This is a genomic window from Pseudomonas sp. NY15364, assembly GCF_048068235.1.
Lineage (GTDB): Bacteria > Pseudomonadota > Gammaproteobacteria > Pseudomonadales > Pseudomonadaceae > Aquipseudomonas > Aquipseudomonas mendocina_D.
Genome location: NZ_JBLUPX010000030.1, coordinates 14,878 through 34,681 on the forward strand (window position 1 = coordinate 14,878; position 19,804 = coordinate 34,681).

At 60.0% G+C, this 19,804-nt stretch carries 15 protein-coding genes and 2 pseudogenes; 6 read left to right on the top strand and 11 right to left on the bottom strand.

Annotated features, from left to right (window positions below):
- Nucleotides 1-17: 17 nt before the first annotated feature.
- The 3 genes from phaC to phbB form a co-directional block, all read right to left on the bottom strand.
- Nucleotides 18-1,718: a class I poly(R)-hydroxyalkanoic acid synthase gene (phaC, locus tag ACNFCJ_RS19725; RefSeq protein WP_011911904.1), complete on the bottom strand. Its 1,701-nt coding sequence runs from the start codon at nucleotides 1,716-1,718 to the stop codon at nucleotides 18-20.
- Nucleotides 1,719-1,858: 140 nt separating this feature from the next.
- Nucleotides 1,859-3,037, bottom strand: coding sequence for an acetyl-CoA C-acetyltransferase (locus ACNFCJ_RS19730; RefSeq protein ID WP_003464250.1), 1,179 nt, complete (start codon nucleotides 3,035-3,037; stop codon nucleotides 1,859-1,861).
- A gap of 36 nt (nucleotides 3,038-3,073) precedes the next feature.
- Entirely contained in the window at nucleotides 3,074-3,829 is a 756-nt protein-coding gene (phbB, locus tag ACNFCJ_RS19735) for an acetoacetyl-CoA reductase (protein ID WP_011911905.1), read from the bottom strand.
- Nucleotides 3,830-4,112: 283 nt separating this feature from the next.
- Here phbB and ACNFCJ_RS19740 point away from each other — a divergent pair.
- Nucleotides 4,113-5,051: pseudogene (locus ACNFCJ_RS19740) on the top strand (AraC family transcriptional regulator); the annotation flags it as partial.
- A 51-nt stretch (nucleotides 5,052-5,102) separates the two neighbouring features.
- On the opposite strand, the gene gltS reads toward ACNFCJ_RS19740, so the two are convergent.
- The 6 genes from gltS to ACNFCJ_RS19770 are packed head-to-tail and all read right to left on the bottom strand — an operon-like array spanning nucleotide 5,103 to nucleotide 11,987.
- On the bottom strand, nucleotides 5,103-6,323 hold the full coding sequence (gene gltS, locus ACNFCJ_RS19745) for a sodium/glutamate symporter (protein WP_010563430.1): 1,221 nt from the start codon (nucleotides 6,321-6,323) through the stop codon (nucleotides 5,103-5,105).
- 15 nt (nucleotides 6,324-6,338) lie between these two features.
- The gene (fabI, locus tag ACNFCJ_RS19750) at nucleotides 6,339-7,118 is read right to left on the bottom strand and encodes an enoyl-ACP reductase FabI (protein WP_010563431.1); all 780 of its coding nucleotides are present in this window, start codon (nucleotides 7,116-7,118) and stop codon (nucleotides 6,339-6,341) included.
- On the bottom strand, nucleotides 7,115-8,323 hold the full coding sequence (locus tag ACNFCJ_RS19755) for an acetate/propionate family kinase (protein ID WP_003464233.1): 1,209 nt from the start codon (nucleotides 8,321-8,323) through the stop codon (nucleotides 7,115-7,117). The genes fabI and ACNFCJ_RS19755 overlap by 4 nt, the downstream gene beginning before the upstream one ends.
- Complete coding sequence (locus ACNFCJ_RS19760) at nucleotides 8,320-9,252, bottom strand: phosphate acetyltransferase (protein ID WP_003464230.1); 933 nt, start codon at nucleotides 9,250-9,252, stop codon at nucleotides 8,320-8,322. Before ACNFCJ_RS19760 ends, ACNFCJ_RS19755 begins: the two co-directional genes overlap by 4 nt.
- Nucleotides 9,249-11,798 carry a DUF3141 domain-containing protein gene (locus ACNFCJ_RS19765; protein WP_003464227.1) on the bottom strand — a complete coding sequence of 850 codons (2,550 nt, stop codon included), beginning with the start codon at nucleotides 11,796-11,798 and terminating at the stop codon, nucleotides 9,249-9,251. Before ACNFCJ_RS19765 ends, ACNFCJ_RS19760 begins: the two co-directional genes overlap by 4 nt.
- Nucleotides 11,799-11,837: 39 nt before the next feature.
- Entirely contained in the window at nucleotides 11,838-11,987 is a 150-nt protein-coding gene (locus ACNFCJ_RS19770) for a hypothetical protein (protein ID WP_153336801.1), read from the bottom strand.
- 58 nt (nucleotides 11,988-12,045) lie between these two features.
- Here ACNFCJ_RS19770 and ACNFCJ_RS19775 point away from each other — a divergent pair, with 58 nt between their 5' ends.
- Nucleotides 12,046-12,612: a phasin family protein gene (locus ACNFCJ_RS19775; RefSeq protein WP_003464225.1), complete on the top strand. Its 567-nt coding sequence runs from the start codon at nucleotides 12,046-12,048 to the stop codon at nucleotides 12,610-12,612.
- Between the two features lie 34 nt (nucleotides 12,613-12,646).
- Here ACNFCJ_RS19775 and phaR read toward each other — a convergent pair whose 3' ends face one another.
- Nucleotides 12,647-13,171 carry a polyhydroxyalkanoate synthesis repressor PhaR gene (gene phaR / locus ACNFCJ_RS19780; RefSeq protein ID WP_010563433.1) on the bottom strand — a complete coding sequence of 175 codons (525 nt, stop codon included), beginning with the start codon at nucleotides 13,169-13,171 and terminating at the stop codon, nucleotides 12,647-12,649.
- Nucleotides 13,172-13,516: 345 nt separating this feature from the next.
- On the opposite strand from phaR, the gene ACNFCJ_RS19785 reads away from it, so the two are divergent.
- The 4 genes and pseudogenes from ACNFCJ_RS19785 to ACNFCJ_RS19800 all read left to right on the top strand — a co-directional run.
- Complete coding sequence (locus ACNFCJ_RS19785; RefSeq protein WP_010563434.1) at nucleotides 13,517-15,394, top strand: esterase/lipase family protein; 1,878 nt, start codon at nucleotides 13,517-13,519, stop codon at nucleotides 15,392-15,394.
- Nucleotides 15,391-16,425, top strand: coding sequence for a DUF4105 domain-containing protein (locus ACNFCJ_RS19790; RefSeq protein WP_003464218.1), 1,035 nt, complete (start codon nucleotides 15,391-15,393; stop codon nucleotides 16,423-16,425). Before ACNFCJ_RS19785 ends, ACNFCJ_RS19790 begins: the two co-directional genes overlap by 4 nt.
- Entirely contained in the window at nucleotides 16,425-16,589 is a 165-nt protein-coding gene (locus ACNFCJ_RS19795; protein ID WP_010563435.1) for a hypothetical protein, read from the top strand. The genes ACNFCJ_RS19790 and ACNFCJ_RS19795 overlap by 1 nt, the downstream gene beginning before the upstream one ends.
- 319 nt (nucleotides 16,590-16,908) lie before the next feature.
- A pseudogene (locus tag ACNFCJ_RS19800) lies at nucleotides 16,909-17,310 on the top strand (very short patch repair endonuclease); the annotation flags it as partial.
- Between the two features lie 338 nt (nucleotides 17,311-17,648).
- Here the strand turns inward: ACNFCJ_RS19800 and ACNFCJ_RS19805 are convergent.
- On the bottom strand, nucleotides 17,649-19,730 hold the full coding sequence (locus ACNFCJ_RS19805) for a S9 family peptidase (protein ID WP_003464215.1): 2,082 nt from the start codon (nucleotides 19,728-19,730) through the stop codon (nucleotides 17,649-17,651).
- Nucleotides 19,731-19,804: the final 74 nt, after the last annotated feature.

The following is a 19,804-nucleotide window of genomic DNA, read 5'->3' on the forward strand; positions in this document are numbered from 1 at the left end:
TCCTAAACTTCGGGCGGTCATTGCTTCACGTAGCGCCCAGGCGCTTGTTCTAGGGGAGGGTATTCGGCATTGCCCATCCGCGTGATGGCGGGCCGGAGCTCGCCGGCATGCCCGGCCAGCCAGGCGAACCAATCGACCCACCAACTACCTGCGTGTTGTTGAGCGCTTTGTAGCCAGTCGTCAGCAATCGGCGTGATGTGCTCGTTTACCCAGTAATGGCGTTTGTTGCTTGCTGGTGGGTTAATCACTCCGGCGATGTGGCCAGAAGATCCGAGGACGAAGCGTTTCGATCCCCCAAGAAGAGCCGTGCTGGCATAGGCACTGCGCCATGGGACTATGTGGTCATCGTGGGTTCCGAGGAGGTAGGCTGGCGCCTCTATGGAGCGCAGATCCAGCTTGACCCCGCACAGCTCCAGCTCGCCCGACTTGAGGTCGTTCTGCAGGTAGGTGTGGCGCAGATACCAGCAGTACATGGGGCCAGGTAGGTTGGTACTGTCGTTGTTCCAGAACAGCAGATCTAGGGCGCGTGGTTTCTGTCCCTTGAGGTACTTGTCGACGTTGTAGTTCCACCACAGCTCGTTGGGCCGCAGCAGGGAGAAGGTGTTGCCCATATCCTCTCCGCGGAACAGGCCACATTTACCACCATGGCCACCGATGGTGCGCTCGCGGTAGGCCACCAGTTGCTCATCGACAAAGACACTGATCGGCCCGGTATCAAGGTAGTCGAGGAAGGTGGCGAACAGGCTCAGACTGGCAATGTCGTGGTCGCCCCTCGCAGCCAGCACTGCCAACGCGCAGCTCAGCAGGGTGCCGCCGATGCAGAAGCCCAGGCAGTTCAGATGACGCTCGCCACTGATGACCCGGGTAGTGCGTAGGGCGCTGATCACTCCGTCCTGGATGATCTGCTCCCAGGTGATGTCAGCCTGTTTCTGGGTGAAGTTGCGCCAGGACATCAGGAATACCGGGTGACCCTGTTCCAGCAGATGGCGAACCAGAGAATTTTCCGGGCTGAGGTCGAGGATGTAGTACTTGTTGATGGCCGGCGGGACGATAAATATTGGCCTCTGGTACTGTGTATCGGTGAGCGGCAGGTATTGGATCAACTGGAACAGCGGAGTTTCCAGCACCACCTCACCGGGAGTGACGGCGAGATTCACGCCAACTTCGAAGTCGCCTCGGTCGCATTGACGCAACTTGCCTTCTTGTAGGTCTCCGGCCAGATGCAATAGACCACTGAGCAGGCTGGCCCCCTGGGTTTCCACCAGGCATTTCAGGGCATCGGGATTGCTCAGCAGGAAGTTGCTCGGGGCGCTTGCGGCGATTGCCTGCTCGATCAGGTAGCGCAGACGCTGACGTGGCTTCTCTTCTTTGATGGTGAGCAGCTCCAGCAATTTCAGCAGAAATCCGGAATTCAGCAGGTAGAAGGCGGCCATGGAACCGAACAACGGTTCACTCCAGTTGCCACTAGCGAAACGCCGGTCGTCGAAGTCGAACGGTTGACGGGCCAGCAGTTGCTGGCCAAGCGCTGTCCATTGTTGCTGGTAGTCAACCTGCAATTGTTCCAACGCTTCGGGGGAGACATTGAACCACTGGCTTTGGTCATGCCCGTTGAACCAAGAGTTTTGCGCTACGTACAGGCGCAGTTGCTGTAGGGCGAAGCTGGTGATGAAAGGCGCCTGTCCTGACCAGTAGTGAGCGAAAGAATGTGAATTGTTCATGTTCATGGTTTGTCCAAGAAAATGAAAAAAGGCCGCGCCCGGCAAAGGGCACGGTGCGATCATTTCGGGGAATACCCTCACCGCCATCCAGGCGGTGAGGGTGCAGGGGAGCTCGCCCGATAGATCCGCGAAATCGTTAGTCAGCGTTCAATGGCCAGCGCCACGCCCTGGCCGCCGCCGATGCACAGCGTTGCCAGGCCTTTCTTGGCATCGCGGCGGATCATCTCGTGCAGCAGGCTGACCAGCACGCGGCAGCCGGAGGCGCCGATCGGGTGGCCAAGGGCGATGGCGCCGCCGTTGACGTTGACCTTGGCGGCATCCCAGCCCAGCTCCTGACCAACGGCCAGTGCCTGGACGGCGAAGGCTTCGTTGGCTTCGATCAGGTCTAGCTCGTTCAGGCTCCAGCCGGCTTTGTCCAGGCAGTGGCGGCTGGCCGAGACCGGGGCGATACCCATGATCGCCGGATCGACGCCTGCGTTGGCATAGGCGCTGATTTTCGCCAGCACCGACAGGCCCAGCGCTTTGGCCTTGGCTGCGCTCATCAGCAGCACGGCGGCGGCGCCATCGTTGAGGCTGGAGGCATTGCCGGCGGTAACGCTGCCGTCCTTCTTGAACGCCGGCTTGAGTTTGGCCAGCGACTCGGCGGTGGTGCCGGCACGCGGCTGCTCGTCACGGGCGAAGGCGATTGGATCGCCCTTGCGCTGCGGGATCAGCACCGGGGTTATCTCGGCGTCGAAACGACCAGCTTCGATGGCGGCCACGGCCTTCTGCTGCGAGGCGGCGGCAAAGGCGTCCTGGGCTTCACGGCTGATGCCGTACTTGTCCACCAGGTTCTCGGCGGTGATGCCCATGTGGTAATCGTTGAAGGCATCCCACAGGCCATCGACGATCATGCTGTCGAGCATCTGCGCATGGCCCATGCGCAGGCCGGTGCGGGCTTTGGGCAGCACGTAGGGCGACAGGCTCATGTTCTCCATGCCGCCGGCAATGATCACCTCGGCATCGCCGCAACGGATAGCCTGGGCAGCCAGGTGCAGGGCCTTGAGGCCCGAGCCGCAGACCTTGTTCAGGGTCATCGCAGGAACGACGTGGGGCAGGCCGGCGCGAATCACAGCCTGGCGTGCGGGGTTCTGTCCGGACGCGGCAGTGAGCACCTGGCCGAGGATCACTTCATCGACCTGGGCAGCATCGAGGCCGGTCTGCTCGAGCAGGCGCCGGATGACGATGGCGCCGAGTTCCGGTGCCGGAATCTCGGCCAGGCTGCCTTGGAAGCTACCGATGGCGGTGCGGGTTGCAGCGACGATAACGACGTCGATCATCTGGAATGCCTCATGTTATGACTAGTCGATTGCGCATCACTGCATATTCATGCCGCCGTTCACCGAGAAGTCGGCGCCGGTGGCATAGGCGGATTGATCAGAGGCTAGCCAGGCTACGATCGAGGCAATTTCCTCAGGCTGGCCGAGGCGACCGACGGGGATTCCGGCAATCATGCCTTCAAGGATGTCTGGGCGAATTGCCGCAGTCATATCTGTCTTGATATAGCCAGGGGAAACCGTATTGACGGTCACGCCCTTGCCACTCACTTCTCGGGCCAAAGCCATGCTGAAACCATGGATACCGGCTTTGGCTGCAGAGTAGTTGGTCTGGCCGAACTGACCCCGCTGTCCATTGATCGAGGATATGTTGATGACACGCCCCCAGCCCTTGGTCAGCATGCTCTCGATGACCTGACGGGTTGTGTTGAACAGGCCGGTGAGGTTGGTATCGATCACTGCTTTCCAGTTTTCGGGAGGCATCTTGCGTAGCGTACCGTCTCGGGTGATCCCCGCATTGTTGACCAGTACATCAATCGGGCCGACATTTTCGCGCACCATCTCAAAAGCCTGGCGGGTGCTGTCCCAGTCGGTGATGTCGCAGTCGATGCAGTGGAAGTGGAAGCCAGCCTCTAATTGCTTCGCCATCCAAGAGGCTTTGCGGCTTGAGTAGGGGCCGCAACTCACCACTACGGTGAAACCATCCTGGTGCAGGCGCTGGCTGATCGCTGTGCCGATGCCGCCCATGCCGCCGGTGACCAGTGCTATACGTGTCGAATTACTCGAAGTAGCCACTGACCATGCCTCCTTAATCGAAGCCTTGATATTTTGGTCAAGCTTCCGGTGCTTCACGGGCAGGAACAATGTTTCTGGGTGACGCTGGGTTGTCCTTGCGCGCCAATTCTGTCGCGTTTTGACAGTGGTTCGGCCTGGTCTTGATCTGGATCAGGAAGAATGCCTTGCGGGCCTCTAATATGCGTATTTCACGGCGATCAATCGTTTGCCTTTCGGCTGGGAACGGGCGCAGAGGGATGCTATGTACAGGATCAGTTCCAGTTACGTCGGGATGCTGGTGGCTATGCTGCAGGCGGAGGGACTGGATGCGGTGCGTTTGTGTCGTGAGGCAGGAATCGATATGTGTTTGCTGGCACAGGAGGATGCGTTCTTCACGCGCGCTAGCGCCTATCGACTGATGGCGCTGGCCGAGTTGGATTCGGACAATCCGAATCTCGGCCTCAAGGCTGCCGTGCATTTCAAACCTGGCAGTTTCCAGTTGGTGGGCTACGTGATGATGTCCAGTGCCAACCTGAAACAGGCTCTGGAGCATTTTGTGCGTTTTCACTTGCTACTTGGCAATGGTGTCACTCTCGCACTGTCTCCTGAGCAAGGCGGGCGTCTGCGTTTGACATGTTTGGAGCATCCTGAAGAGGGCTGTCCCAGAAATCGAGCGTTTGAGGATGCCGGTGCCGCAGCCCTGTTGGGTTTTTGCCGTTGGCTGATGGGGGGAGGGCTGCCGCAACCGCTGCAATTCGATTTTGTCCATGACGAGCCGGGTAATCTCCCTGAATATCAGCAGTTATTCGGGTGTTCGTTACGTTTCGGTGCCCAGCACACTAGTGTCCTGTTCGACCAGCAAGAATTGTTGCGCCCGTTGAGCACGGCCAATGAGGCGCTTGCGTTGTTACATAAGCGCTTCGCCGAGTTTCGTCTGGGGCAGTTGGGTGGTGTCTCCTTGGGGGGGCGCGTGCGTGGCCTGATAATCGAGCGCCTGGGTCAGGAAGGATGCGACATGGAGTCGATCGGACTGGCTCTTTGCATGAGCAAGCGTACCCTGCAGCGAGGCCTGGAAAAGGAAGGGCTGAAGTTCAAGGACATTCTCGGTGATGTTCGCCGGCAGTCGGCCGATTATTACCTGTGCCGCAGCTCATACAGTCTGACCCAGGTGGCCGAGTACCTGGGGTTCCACGATCAGAGCAGTTTCCACAAGGCCTGCCTGCGCTGGTTCGGGAGGTCTCCGGGTCGATACCGGCTGGACGAAGGCGAGCAGAGTACGCCCCATGAGGATGTCTCAGATGCCGCTCATCAGGCTGATGATCAGTGCATTGACGATATCGATGAAGAAGCCGCAGACCAGCGGAACGATAATGAACGCCTGGTGCGCGGCTCCGTAGCGCTGAGTAACTGCCGTCATGTTGACGATGGCCGTTGCAGTTGAACCCAGGGCGATGCCGCCGAAGCCGGCGGCTATCACGCTGGCTTCGTAGTTGCGGCCCATACAACGGAAAACCAGCAATACGGTATAGAGGATCGTCAATGTTATCTGCAATGTCAGGGCTGTGACGACGAAGACCAGAACACCGCCTAACTGCCACAACTGCAGTCCCATCAGCGCCATGACTAGAAACATACCCAGGCAGATATCGGATATCAGCGCCAACCCTTGGCCGGCTCCGCTCCAGTGCTTGATGCGTTGACCGCCGATGGCTGCTTGCAACAGGTTACGAATGACGATCCCGGCCAACAGGCAACTGACAAACGAGGGGAGGGTGATTCCGCTGTTGAGCAGCAGCAAGTTGAAGCCGTGGCCCAACATCAGCGTCATGTTCAACCACATCCAGGCCCACAGGATGTCGTAATGGCTGATGGGGGCGGAGATGTCTGCCGAGGTTGCTGGTACTCCAACTTCCAGGTCTGAATCGCGAGAGGGGGTTAAGGCGTGGCGGCGTATCAGGTAGTTAGCGATCGGCCCGCCGATACAGCACGCTGCGATCAACCCCACTGTGTTACTGGCAATACCTAGCTCCATGGCATTTTCGATGCCCAATTGCTCGGTGAACAGCGGTGCCCAGGCCAGGGTGGTACCGACGCCGCCGGTGAGCGAGATCGAGCCGAGCATCAGGCCGGCTCTGGGATCCAGGCCGAAACCGCTGGCCACGCCCATACTCAGCAGGTTCTGCAAGACGATGAACACGCTGGCGAGTACCAGCAGAATTAGCAGCGGGCGGCCACCCTTGACCAGGTTGCGGATATCCGACTTCAACCCGATGCCTGCGAAGAAGTAGAGCAGCAGTACATCGCGTACCTCCAGGTCGAAGACCACTTCGATATCCAGTATGTAGAACAGAACGGCGGTAACAGCGGCACAAAGGAAGCCACCGAGCACTGGTTCTGGAATGCTGTAGCGGCCTAGTGGTTCGTAACGCTGTGCGAGCCTCTTGCCCGCGAACAGCAGCATGATCGCCAGAGTAAAACTGACCAGCCCCTCAACGAGAAAGGTATTGTCCTGCATGAAGAGTCCTTGCGGTTAGCCGAGGATGTTCAGGCCGCCATCGACGAAGTGGACGCCGCCAGTTTGGCCCTGACTGGCATTACTGACCAGCCATGCGCACAGACCGCCGACTTCTTCCAAGCTGACTAGGCGGCGCAGGGGCGCGCGATGGGTAGAGGTTTGCAGCAGGTGATCAAAGTCTTTCAGCCCGGATGCTGCTCGAGTCGGCATGGGGCCGGGGGAAATGGCATGCACGCGGATGTTGTGTGGCCCCAGCTCGGTGGCCAGGTAGCGCACACTTGATTCCAGGGCGGCTTTGACTGGGCCCATCAGTGCGTATCCTTCGATCGTTTCCTGGGCTCCCAAGTAACTCATGGTTACCAGACTGCCGCCCTGGGGCATCAACGGCTCGGCCAGGTGCGCCATGCGGATGAAGGAGTGGCAGGAAATGTCCATGGCCTGCTGAAAGCCGCTGCTGGAACTGTCCAGCAGGCGGCCGCGGATTTCCTCTTTGGGTGCGCTGGCCAGGCAGTGTACGACGAAGTCCAGTGATCCCCATTGCTCTGTAATGTGCTCGAATAGAGCCTCTAGCTCGCCGGGCCGGGTGACGTCCAGCGGCATCCGCACGCTGGCTTGCACCTGTTGCGCCAGGGGCTCGACATGCGCCCTGGCTTTCTCATTCAGCCAGGTGATGGCCAGTTCCGCGCCCATTTCATGTAGCGCTTGGGCACAGCCCCAGGCGATCGAATGGGTGTTTGCGATGCCTACCACCAGGCCGCGCTTGCCAGCCAGGGACAGACTTTCTTTGATGCTCATGGGTGTTGCTCCTGATACAGGTGCCAGCTATGGCGCGCGATGATGCTCTCTTCGTCGGTGGGGATGACCCATACTGATCGGGTGCTGGATGTACCGGATATAAGCTCGGCGTTGCGTCGGTTCGCCGTGTCGTCTAGCTGCAGCCCGAAGAGCGGCGCGAGATGCTGTAGTACCTGGGCACGCAGCTCAGCATCCTTCTCGCCGATACCGGCCGTGAATACCAGTGCGTCCAGTCCGCCCAGGCATGTGGCAAGCCGACCGACTTCCTGGGCGATACGGTAGGCGTAGTAGTCGATGGCCAGGGCCGCGCGCGGCTCGTTGCTGGCGCGTAGCTTGCGCATGTCGCTGCTGACCCCGGATATGCCGAGCAGGCCGGATTGTCTGTACAGCAGTTTTTCCAGCTCATCAACAGATATGCCTTGCCCCAGCAGGTACAGCAATACGCCTGGATCCACGGCGCCGCAGCGGCTTCCCATGGGTAAGCCGTCGAGAGCACTAAAACCTGTTGTCATTTCGATGCTGCGGCCAGCTTCGATAGCGCAAAGGCTGGAACCATTGCCTAGGTGAGCGATGACCAGCTTGCCAGTAGCGAGCTCCGGTGTTTTGTCGATTAGGCGCTGGCTGACGTATTCGAAGGACAGGCCATGAAAGCCGTAACGGCGTACGCCCTGTTCGTATAGCGCGTAGGGCAAGCCGAAGAGTTGACTGATTTCATTGCGTCCAGCATGGAAAGCCGTGTCGAAGCAGGCGATCTGGGGCAGTTGAGGGTCGTGCTCGAGCGCGGCATGGATTGCCGCGAGGTTGTGCGGTTGATGCAGTGGTGCCAGAGGCTCCAGCGTCTTCAGACGTGCCAGTGTAGTGTGATCCACGCGCACCGGTGCGCTGAAATCCATGCCCCCGTGCACCACACGATGGCCGATCAGCACCGGTGGGCGATCCTGTAGGCCTTCTTCAAGGACACGATAGATCTGCTGGAAGGCCGCCTGCATATTGGCAATCTGTTCCGGCTCGAAACTCGTGTCCTGCATTATCGTTCCGTCGGCCATGACGACCTGTAGACGTGGCGCCACGCCAATCCCGTCCAGCTTTCCGCGCGCCAGCAAGCGAGGTTGATCTTCGCCCCGGCGACCGGAGAATAGGCCGGTCTTAATGCTCGAAGAGCCTGCGTTGACGGTGACGATGAGTTCGTCCTGAACAGGGCTCATACAGGTATCCCCAGGCGAGCGCGCCGTGCTTCGGCAAGTAGCACGGCCAGCCCACAACTGGCGATGCGCGCTCTTGGACTGTCAGCGCGGCTGGTGAAAACAATAGGTACTCGGGCGCCAAGGACGATGCCAGCAGCTTCGGCTCCGGCTAGATAGATCAGCTGCTTGGCGAGGATGTTGCCCGCTTCCATGTCCGGTACCAGCAGGATGTCCGGGTCGCCGGCGACTTCTGAGTGGATACCCTTGACCCGCGCGGCTTCGGCGTTGATCGCATTGTCGAAGGCCAGTGGCCCGTCGAGCAGCGCGCCGTCGATCTGTCCGCGCCGGGACATGACCACCAGTGCGGCGGCCTCCAGGGTTGAAGGCAGCTTGGCGGTGACGGTTTCCACCGCCGACAGCAGCGCCACCTTGGGCTGTTCGATGCCGAGAGCGTGCAGCATCTGGATCACATTGCGGCAGATGTCGGCCTTGTCTTCCAGGCCGGGGAAGATGTTGACCGCCGCGTCGGTGACGAACAGCGGCTTGTGGTAGCTGGGCACGCTCATGGCGAACACATGGCTGAGGCGCCGTTCCGTGCGCAGACCGTTTTCGCGGTCGGCCACGGCATGCAGCAGTTCATCGCTGTGCAGGCTGCCTTTCATCAGCAACTCGCCACGGCCTTGGCGGATCAGGGCGACACCACGCTCGGCGGCGGCGTGGCTGTGTGGCACGTCCTCCACGGTCAGCCCGTCGATATCCAGACCGGCTTCGCTGGCGGTTGCCGCAATCTTCTGGCGCGGGCCAACCAGAATCGGTGTGATCAGCCCGGCCTGGGTGGCCTCCAGCGCCCCGCGTAGCGCGTTCGCCTCGCAAGGATGCACGACGATGGTGGGCAGCGGGCCAATCTCGGCGCAGCGGTTCAGCAGCGCCTGGTAGTGATCCAAGCTCATTCGGCGTTGCCTCCCTTGTCCGGGCTCGCGAGGCCAGGTGCGGGCGCGGAGCGGGTTGCCTTGATGCGTGCTGGTTTTTCCGGCGCGGCCACTGGGCTCCTGCTCCGGGTCGCTGCCGGGGGCGGGCTGGCATCAGTCTGTGCCTGCGCCTTGGCAGGCCGGGCGGCATTTTTCTTCCTTGGTCGCGTGGCGGCCTTGGACGTAGGGGCGTCCGCCTCGGGGAGGCGCAGGCTTGCCTGGATTTGCTCTGGCGGGCTGTCCACCGTGATGAGTGGCACGGATGGTTGGGCGAAATCCGGCAATGGGTGTTCGAGCAGATCATGCAACCGACGCCAAAGATCACCCACGGCACCCTCGGCGTACAGCAACTCAGGCACGAGGTGCGTGGCGGCTGTCAGGACGACTTCACGCTGGCTGGCCTTGGCTAGCAAAAGGGGCAAGGTGTTCAGGCTTTCCTCGGGGTGGGCGAAGACCAGTAGATCCTGCAGGCGGACGCTGTCACGTACGGCGAGAGGGTCGATGCCGAGCTGTTGCGAGAGCGTGCGAGCGCGCTGGGCGAGCTCTTCGATGCGTTCTTTGCCGAACCTGCCGCTGGCACGTGCGAGCAGGCAGAAAATGCGAATGAGCGCTTCCCGCTCCCCACCCTGGAGAAGCGAGTCGTGCAGATGCTCGATCAGAGCCTTGTCCCGTTGTTCTATGTGGCTCTGTTGCGAGCGCGGTGCTTGCCCTCCGGTCAGGGTGCTCAGCCCGCCGTAGAAGCTGTGGAAGAGCAACTCCTGGGATGCATCGCGGATGTCGCGATAACCATCGAGCTGGGCCTCGATGACGCTGGAGAATACCTCTTGCCAGGCAAGCAGGGGGTTGTTGGGGGATGCCGGGCGGCGATTGGTGCGGGTCAGGGCCGCGCTTCCCGCCAGCCACCAGAGGGCTGGATTGAGGCTGCTCCAGACGATCTGCTGCTGGTGAAATGGGTGGCTCTTGCGCAGGGATTCGGCGAGTGGTTCGTTGATCGCCCTGCGCATCCAGGGCCGCACGAACCAGTCGTAAAGCGTGCTGTTGAGTCCGGAGACGCGGTCGACCAGGGCGAATTCACGCTCGTCGCTTCGGCCATCTTCATCGTGGGCGAGAATATCGGCGATACGCCGGGACTCGAAATGTACCTGATACGCCTGGTCACCACTGGGGGATGCCGGTAGATCGTCGATCATCAACTCGTACAGGCCAGGCGACAGCAGGGCGATGGCATCGATGGCGCCGAGCAGCTGCCGGTGTTCGCGCCGGGCGACCTTGCCGGAGACGAAGATGCCCAGGTGGCCGATGCTGGCATGCTGCAGGTAGACGATGGTGCGTCCGGCGCTGCGCAGTGCCAGGTCGCTGGGGTAGACGTCGGCTATCCAGTTCAGTGCCTGCTGCGGCGGAGTGATGTTGTCGCCGTACGAGCAGAACACCACCACGGGCGCCTCGATGCGTTTCAGATCGATGCCGCTCGTGCGACCGGAACCGCCGGCCAGGCGGTTGCCGATGAACAGGTCGTCGACGATCACCTCGATCTCCTCGCTGTTGAGCAGGGTCGGGCTGCCCCACCAGCGTTCGAAATCGAGAAAGCGCGGGGTTTCGGCGTCGACGTCGCGGAACAGGTTGTAGTACTTGCTCCAGTAGGTGTTGGCCGGGTTCAGGCTCTCGAAGTTGCTGACCAGCCAGGTGCCGTCGAAGCGGCCGTTGCCCAGGTCGCTGCCCAGGCGGGTCATCCAGGCGCCGCCGAGCAGGCCGCCGGCATAGCGCATCGGGTTGCGCCCGTTGACGCCGGCCCAGTAGGACAGCGGCGCACCGTTGACGATCACCAGGCCCGGCAGTTCCGGACGTGCCGCCGCCAGGCCCATCAGCGCCCAGCCGGCCTGGCAGTTGCCGATCACCACCGGCTTGCCGGCCTCGGGATGGCGCGCGCTGACCGTTTCGATATAGCGGGCTTCGGCCTCGGCGATGTCGAGCAGGGTCTGGCCGGGCGCGGGGGCATGGCTGAAGGCGATGAAATAGGTCGGATGCCCGGCGCGCAGGCTTTCGCCAATTTCGGAGTCTTGCTTGAAGCCGCCGATGCCGGCGCCATGACCGCCGCGCGGATCGATGACGATGACCGGCTGACGCGTGGCATCGCTTGGCTGGTCAGCCGTTGGAAGGATGCGCAGCAGGGAATAGTTGACCGGATGAGGCAGGTCGTGGCCGTCGATCAGCACCTCGTAGGGAAACTTGAGCAGCAGGGGATAGCCGGCGCGCTCGTGGGCCAGGGTATTGTCGCCACGCTGGCGCAGTGCATCCCAGAACAGCAGGCCGCGTTGCCCGCAGTCGACCAGGTATTCCCAGCAGTCTCCCGGGCTGGGGGCACGCAGGCGACCTTCGTTGAGGGGCGCGAGCAGGGCCGCATGGCGTTGGCCGAAGGCATCGAGCATAAGCTTGCCGTGCAACTGCTGCAGACGGCTGAGGTGTTCGAACAGATTATGGAATGAGGAAAAGCTGTCTTCTCGCTTCGCAAAAAAACTTTCCTGGCTCATGAGCATTTCCTATCTCGGTGGCGTGCTAAAGGCCTGCGCTCAATCCTCCCCTTGGAGAGGCTGCATGGCGTTAAGGCTAGGTTTATAGCGAATCGCTGCGGCTTGGGCAAAATTTTTTTGCAGTGCAAAAAAGCTCTTGCGATCTTTTTTGTGCGGTGCAATATTATGCTGGCGCGGCAGCTCCATCATGGATGGCTTTCGCGTGTCAGGCCGTAGGTGGCCTTCCCCATTGCCAGGAGATCCGACCATGTCTTTTTTTGATTCGGAAAAACTGCAAAGCGCACAGAAAGCCAACCTTGACCTGCTGCAGCAGATCAGTGGCAAGGTATTCGAGAGCGTCGAGCAGCTCAGTCAGTTGCAATTCAAGGCGCTACGCGCTTCCAGTGGCGAGCAGTTCGACAGCTTGCGCAAGCTGCTGTCAGTGCGTGACCCGCAGGCCTTCGCCGAGTTGCAGGCGTCCTTCGCTCAGCCGGCAGCCCAGGCGGAGCGCCTGCTGGAGTTCAATCGCGAGGTGTACGATCTGGTCTCCAGCACGCAGGCGGATATCGCCAAGCTTGCCGAGCGCCAGGTCGAGGCGGGCACCAAGCAGGTGCGGGAACTGGTGGACGTTATCGCCAAAAACGCCCCGGCGGGTGCGGAACCGGCGGTAGCCGTGCTCAAGTCGGCACTGGAAAGCGCCGGCAGTGTCTATGAAAGCGCGCAGAAAGCCGCCAAGCAGGCAGCCGAGATCGCTGAGAACGGCATCGCTGCCGCCGCTTCCGCGGCCGGTCAGGCCACTCGTGAAGCCGGCAAGGCTGCGGGCGGGCGCAAGTAAGGCAGGGCGGCCGTGTCACGGACGGTGATGAGTTTCATTGCTCATCACCGTCTTTTTTCGTCTGCCTGAAATTGCCGGGTGGGATGCCGCCGAACATACCGAATAGGTTCTGGGTGCCCAAGTAGAGCTTCTTCGACTGTTCTACGTACTGGCTCATCATCTCCTGCATGACGGGCACCTGCTTGTGCATAAAGTCGCTCCAGGCCTGTGAGGATTGCACCCCGGTCTGGGTCTGGATTTCGATCACAGTCTGGATGCTCTTTTCCAGATAGTTGCCGAGCATGCCCTGGAATGGGCCATAGAAACGGATGATGCCCTTGAGCATATCGCTGGAGAAGAGCGGCTCGCCGTCGCTTTCCGCTTCCTGAATGATCTGCAGCAGGATGCTGCGAGTCAGATCCTCGCCAGTCTTGGCGTCGACCACCTGGAACGGTACTTCGTCGATGACCAACTGGCGGATGTCGGGGAGGGTGACGTGGGTGCTGGTATGGGTGTCGTACAAACGGCGGTTGGCGTATTTCTTGATCAGGCGTGGGGCTCTGTGGCCGTCATCGGACATGTGTAGCGTCTCATTATGAGTCGGAGTGTCTGTGGCAGGTATTATCTCAGGCCTCTCCCGGTGTAGATATATTGTTAATGCGGGGATAATTGGTTGTTTTAGTTTTTCGGATATAAGGCCGTAAGATATTCGCAGATACTTACTTGGGGCTGGCATCTACCGCCAGCAGAATCACTTCGCGCTGTATCAGTCGAGATGGCGTCTGAACCATATGCGGATCGTGATGATCCGCGCCATTTCCGACGTAATGGGTATCTACCGATTGTGAGCTCTTCAACTTATACCACCACTTCGTTCACTGTGAGTCGTTCACTGCGTTGCTTTCCGTCAGTCCTGCTGGTTCTAGTGCTGGCCGGGTGTGCAGGGGTCAAGGTCACGGCGGTCAGCAACAATGATTACCTGGCCCAGCGCCGCGGTGATGTGTTGACCACCGGCAACCTCAGTGCTTCGGCGGTTGCTGCCCTGCAGGTCGTGGGCAGTGATGAGAAGCGCTGCCTTGCTGACCTGCCGGCCTGCCGCGAGGCGCTGGACAGCACAACGGGGTTGCGTGACGAACAGCGGCTTTCCACGCTGGCCGAGCTGTGGCTGAAGGAAGCCCAGGACGGCGGCAAGGTGATGGCGGCGGAGGCCCGCACCGATGCCTACCTGGAGAGTGCCCGGTATGCCTACGCCTACCTCTTCCTGACCACCCGCACACCGAGCCAGCGCGCCCTGGAAGACCGGCAGACGCAGGTGCGCGACTACTACAACTTTTCGGTGCAGCAGGCGCTCGTCGAGGTCTTCGATCGCTACCGTGGACGGCCACCATCACCCGAGGACACTCAGGGTAATTTCCGCCTCAAGACCGGGCGCTGGACGATCGGCGGGCGCATGACCGATGTGAGGCTGGCCGATGACCGCCTGTTGCCGAAGGAGCTGATTCCGGCTGCGTCCCTGTCCTTTGGCGGGTTGCGCAACCAGTACCGTCGGGATGGACTGGGTGCCGAGTTGGTAGCGGTGACGGCCAAGCGCGTGGTGAGCAAGGGGAGCGATGAAATACCCTGGAGCGAAACCCCCTTCCCGGCGATTACTGCCGTGGCGCGCTTTCCCGGGGAGACCCTGGAGCAGGTGTTGTCCACCTATCAGGTGGAAGTGATCGGTTATGACCCCTACCGGCAGGATTCGGTGGACATGGCAGGTGTGCAGGCGCCCCTGGCGGCCAACTTCACGTCGGGCTATGGCCTGTGGCTGGCGCGTTCCGGGTTTGCCCGGCAGTCCCTGCTGACTCTGGTCGGACGCGGCGAAGTGTTGGAACGCCCCCATGTCTACCTGCTGCAGCCGTTCGATCCCGACCGGCGCATCGTGGTCATGCTGCATGGCCTGGCCAGCAGCCCGGAGGCCTGGATCAACGTGGCCAATGAAGTGCTGGGCGACGAGGAACTGCGCCGCAATTACCAGATCTGGCAGGTCTACTACCCGACCAACCTGCCGCTGGCCGTCAACAATCAGGCCATCCGCGAGGCCATCGAGCAGACCTTGGCGAATTTCGATCCGCAAGGCACGGCCAAGGCCAGCCACGATATGGTGCTGGTCGGGCACAGCATGGGGGGCGTGTTGTCACGGCTGATGCTGTCCTCATCGGGTGACCAGTTGTGGGATGCCATGCTGGGAAGTTACGGGATGCAAGGCGCGCGCCTGGAAAAAGCCCGGGCGAAGCTCGGGCCCTACCTGTATTTCGAGCCATTGCCTCAGGTGAGCCGGGCCGTATTCGCTGCGGCGCCACACCGGGGTACCCCGTTTGCCGAAAATCGCGTGTCGCGCTGGGCCGCAGGGCTGGTGAAGATGCCGGTGTCGATGTTGAACCGTTTCAAGGAGGTTGCCCAAGTGCTGGTTGACCCCAATGCGGCGGCACCGGTCGCGTTGGTGCGCCCCCTCAACAGCATCGACAACCTGAGCAACCAGGACCCCTTCGTCAAGGCCGCAGCCGACCTGCCCATTTCGCCACGAGTGCACTATCACTCGATCATCGGCAACTACACGCCAGACCTCGAGGTCCTGCTGTCCAGTGACGGCGTGGTGCCGTACGCCAGCTCGCACCTGGCTGGCGCCGACTCGGAGCTGGTCGTGCCATCGTGGCACAGCGTGCAGGAAACACCGCAGGCGATCATCGAAATTCGCCGCGTGCTGCATGAACACCTCACCGGCCTGGCCAGCCCCAAGGTGGCTACGGTACGAGCGCCATGAACGGGCTGTTGGGTCTTCTCCTGCGCAGTGTCCTCGCGCTGTCGTTTTTTCTGATCATGGCCTGGGGCGTGCTGGCGCTGTTCTACCAGACTGGAGGGCTGGCAACCTGGGTGCTGATTGCGGGCTGGTGCCTGCTTGGCTGCATTCTGCAGGTTCTGCTGTGGCGCGGGCGTCCCATACTGGCGCTTGTCGGTCAGGTGCTTGTCTTCGCCGCGTTGCTGGTCTGGTGGACAAGCCTGGAACCGTCAAACCAGCGTATCTGGGCTGGTGATGTCGCGCAGATGACCCAGGGCGAGCTCGTGGGCAATCAGCTCATCCTGCACAATGTGCGCAACTTCAACTGGCGCAGCGATGATGACTATGACGTTGCCTGGGAAACACGTCGCTACGATCTCGACCAGCTCGCCTCGGTCGACCTGATCACCTCCTATTGGGGCATGCCGGCCATCGCCCATGTTCTGGTTTCTTTCGGCTTCACGGATGGGCGTTTTCTGACGTTCACCGTTGAGGTGCGCAAGGAGCAAGGCGAGGCCTATTCGGAGATTGGTGGTTTCTTCAAGCAGTTCGAGTTGAGCATCGTCGCCACTGACGAGCGTGATGCCTTGCGCGTGCGCACCAACGTGCGCGGCGAAGACAGCTATCTCTATCGTATTGCTATGCCCGACGAGGCGATGCGTGCGTTGCTGCTCTCCTATGTGCAGCAGGCCAACGCCCTGGTCGATCAGCCGCGTTTCTACAACACCATTACGGCCAACTGCACCACCATCGTTTTCGACATGCTGCAGACGATCATTGGCGGACTGCCGGTCGATTACCGTTTGCTGCTGACAGGCTACCTGCCGGCCTATGTCATGTCGGTCGGTGGCCTGCAGGGTGGCTACAGCCTCGATACGTTGCGTCAGCACGGGCGCTTTACCGAACGGGCACGGATGGCCAACGATGCGAGCGATTTTTCCAGGCAGATCCGGCGCGGAGTGCCCGGCTGGGTGTCTCCCACCGATACCAGCCACAATGATGAAGGCAGAGACTGATGCGAGAACTTGAAGTGATGATTGGCCTGATCGGCCTGGGATTCCTGCTCCTGATGGTCGGCTACAGCCGGCGGGAACGGGACAGTGGTGTGCTGGTGATGGCCACAGGGATAGTGGTGATGTTGGCTACCATTGGTTACAAAATCTACATTGAGCTGAGGTAATGAACCATCCTGCACTCGTTGTTTGTTAGTTTTTGCAGCAGAGCGCCCGTTCCGTGAGCTTAAGTCGGGGCGGAGGCTCTCGATGGGGTATTGGTGAGCTAGTTTTGAATTTCGATAAAGTAGCCTGATGACTTTACCAATGGGTGATGTCGCTTGGGTTGCCACAACTATGTCGAACCGTCTACCGTCCCCGAATGAAGTGAATCCCTCACCCAGGCCACCCGGCCCCGCGAAGAGGTCCACCACCTGAATGGCGTGGTCGAGCTCACCTGTAGGGTCTGTGGGCGTACTATCGAAAAGATTCTTTTGGCCTTGAGTCATGGACATAGTCAGTAAGGAAGTCAGGTCTCGCATGATGGCGGGCATTCGGGGCAGCAACACGTCACCAGAAATGAAGGTCCGACGCCTGCTGCATCGGCATGGTTTCAGGTATCGCCTGCACCAGAAGGATCTTCCTGGAAAGCCTGATTTGGTGCTTTCTCGCTATCGTGTCTGCATTTTTGTTCACGGTTGCTTTTGGCACAGACACCCCGGATGTCGCTACGCTACTAGCCCCAAGACCCGGTTGGACTTCTGGCAGAGAAAATTTGACCAGAACGTCGCCCGAGATACCAGGAACAAGGCTGTGTTACTGGCATCGGGGTGGCGGGTGATACAGCTGTGGGAATGTGGGATACGTGCACCTGATGCCGAGATAATCTGGGTCTTGGATGCAATCCGTAATTCTAATCAAAAAACGGTCTCTTGGCCTGACCTCTCGACGGAACTTGCTCCATATCGCGGCGTGGTGACGTCATCCACACCGCATAGCCAGAGCCCGGCCCACATTCACCAGGTCAAGCTAGATCAACCGATTTCCGTTTTTGGGGTGCAGCGCGACTTGATCCACGTCCCGATATGGGAGCCAGAGCCCAGCGGGCACACCATCGAGAAAGACCACACCGCCTAAAGAATCGTAAGCCCAGGCTTATGTGTGTATTCCAGTGATGCTGACACCCAGCTCCAGCGATTGCGCCCTCGCACTGAGCCAATCGAACTCTCAACGCACCAGATGGCGCGCTAGCCTGCGGGGCGTACCTGAAACTCCGGGGCGGCTCTTCCTTTCAGGTGCAGATCCATCCAGCGCAGCAGGTAGTGAATGCTGAGACCACGGTGGCGCGCGTCATTACTTCCTCTAATAACGTGCCCCGCACCCTCGAATTGAATCAGTGCAGTGGGCACTCTCAGGTGCTTAAGCAACTTGAACATCAACTCGCTGCCTACGGATGAAGGCGTTCGATAGTCTCTGGTTCCACTCATGAAAAGCGTAGGCGTCGAGACGTCGAGCCCATGAGTTATCGGCGACCGAGCCTTATCCTTTTCATCCAGCCAGGGATATTTATCGGGGTCTGCCATGTCAGGCTGATCGCCCAAGAACCAATAGAGCGAATTATCCGCAACGCTACTGATCGAAACGGCAGCGCCGAATCGGTTCGTGTGGGTTATGGCCCAGTCCGTCAGGATCGCGCCTGCTGAACCACCTGCGATGCCGATTTTTTCTGCATCGATCTCATGGTGGGCAAGCACGTAATCCACGCCCGCCATCGTGTCATCATACTCAGGCCCTGGCCATTCTCCGGCGAGGCTGCCGGCAAAAACTTGGCCGTATGACATGCTGCCTCGCGGGTTCACATACAAGACGAAATAGCCAGCAGCAGCCATGGCCTGGATATCTCCGTCAAAAGCGCTGCTCCACCAGCTATATGGCCCGCCGTGCGCCCATACGATCAGGGGATACCTCTGCGAGGCAGTGAGCATCGGTGGCTGATGCAAGTAGCCATGAATTGTTTCGCCGCCTGGGCCTTCGTATGTGATTTCTTCAGGGGCAGTGAGCAGCAATTCATCTCGAATATGCCGATTGATCTCGGATATCTGCATGCCGGTACCATCAGCAACCTCATAAAGCTCAGGCGGGCTTACGAAGCTAGAGGCGACAGCAATCAGCCGATTGCTTTCCTGAGCTAGATGAAAACTCTGTACCACGTGGCGGCCAATCCATAGTGGCCGAACCTTCTGGGTCAGGATGTCCAACTCGATCAGATTGGCGTTGCCCGCGTCGCTTTTGATACTGATCAGTCGGCGATCATCCCGCCACATCAATCCATCACCGCCCACCTCACGGTCATAGCCCACGGTTATGTTGGTAGTTTCGCCAGTAACCATATCCATCACGAAAACATCATCTTGGGCGAAGTCCGACGGGGCTTCTGGATTGCCCATTGAAAAGGCGACCTTCGAACCGTTGGGGCTGAGGTAAAGCTGCGGAGCCGCTTCCATGTCTGTGCTGGTTCCCGGCACCTTGAAAGGCCTAACCACGCTCTGCTGGCCATCAATTAGGGCAACACTGCGCAAAGTAGACGTGCCTGCGCCGTAATAGGCTTCCATCGTATCGTTCGTGGTGAACAGGATAGAGCGGCTATCGACAGACCAGAATGCCAACGTGGCTGCTACAGACGCCTGCGTCAGCTGTCTTGGGGTCTGCGTGCCACAGTGAGAGTCGACCGCCACCACCCAAATTTGGGGCAAAGAGGCAGTACCGCCCCCTACTTCTTCAGATCGGAAATCGGCCCGTGTGATTATCCTGACCCCAGGCGGCGGCACGGGCGCCTGAGCGATGGCTACAGCCGAGGTGAAGGCAATGTTTTGACCATCAGGTGACCATCGATAGTCGTTAACGCCGTTCTCCAGATCGGTCAGTGAACAGACCAGGCCTCGTGTCAAATCCAGGACATGAAGCTGCGTCGCTCCCTCATCGGCTCGAAGGAACGCCAGCTTCGAACCATCAGGCGACCAGGCAGGCATGCTGTCATCATGCTGATCAGGGAAAAGTTTCGAAGCGCGTCGTTCCTTCAGACTCATCTTCCAGAGCGCGCCCTCCCGCTGATCGCCATCACCGTTCAGTTCGGTTACTTGGAAAATTAGTGTTGTCCCGTCGGGAGAAATGGCCAGCTCGCCGAGTTCTTTTACCCTGGCGATATCTTCGGTTTTGAATATCCGTTTTTCTGTGGCTTGTGTTGAAGCCACTAGGTGAGAAGTCGACATCAACCCTGCTATGCATATGGCCAAGCTGGCAAGCTTGGATGTTATCCAGACGTGGGCCATTGAGCACTCCTGGCTTCATGGCTCGCTGGTGAAAGAGCCGCTGGCGTAAAGCCTACCATCACCTGCAACCTGGG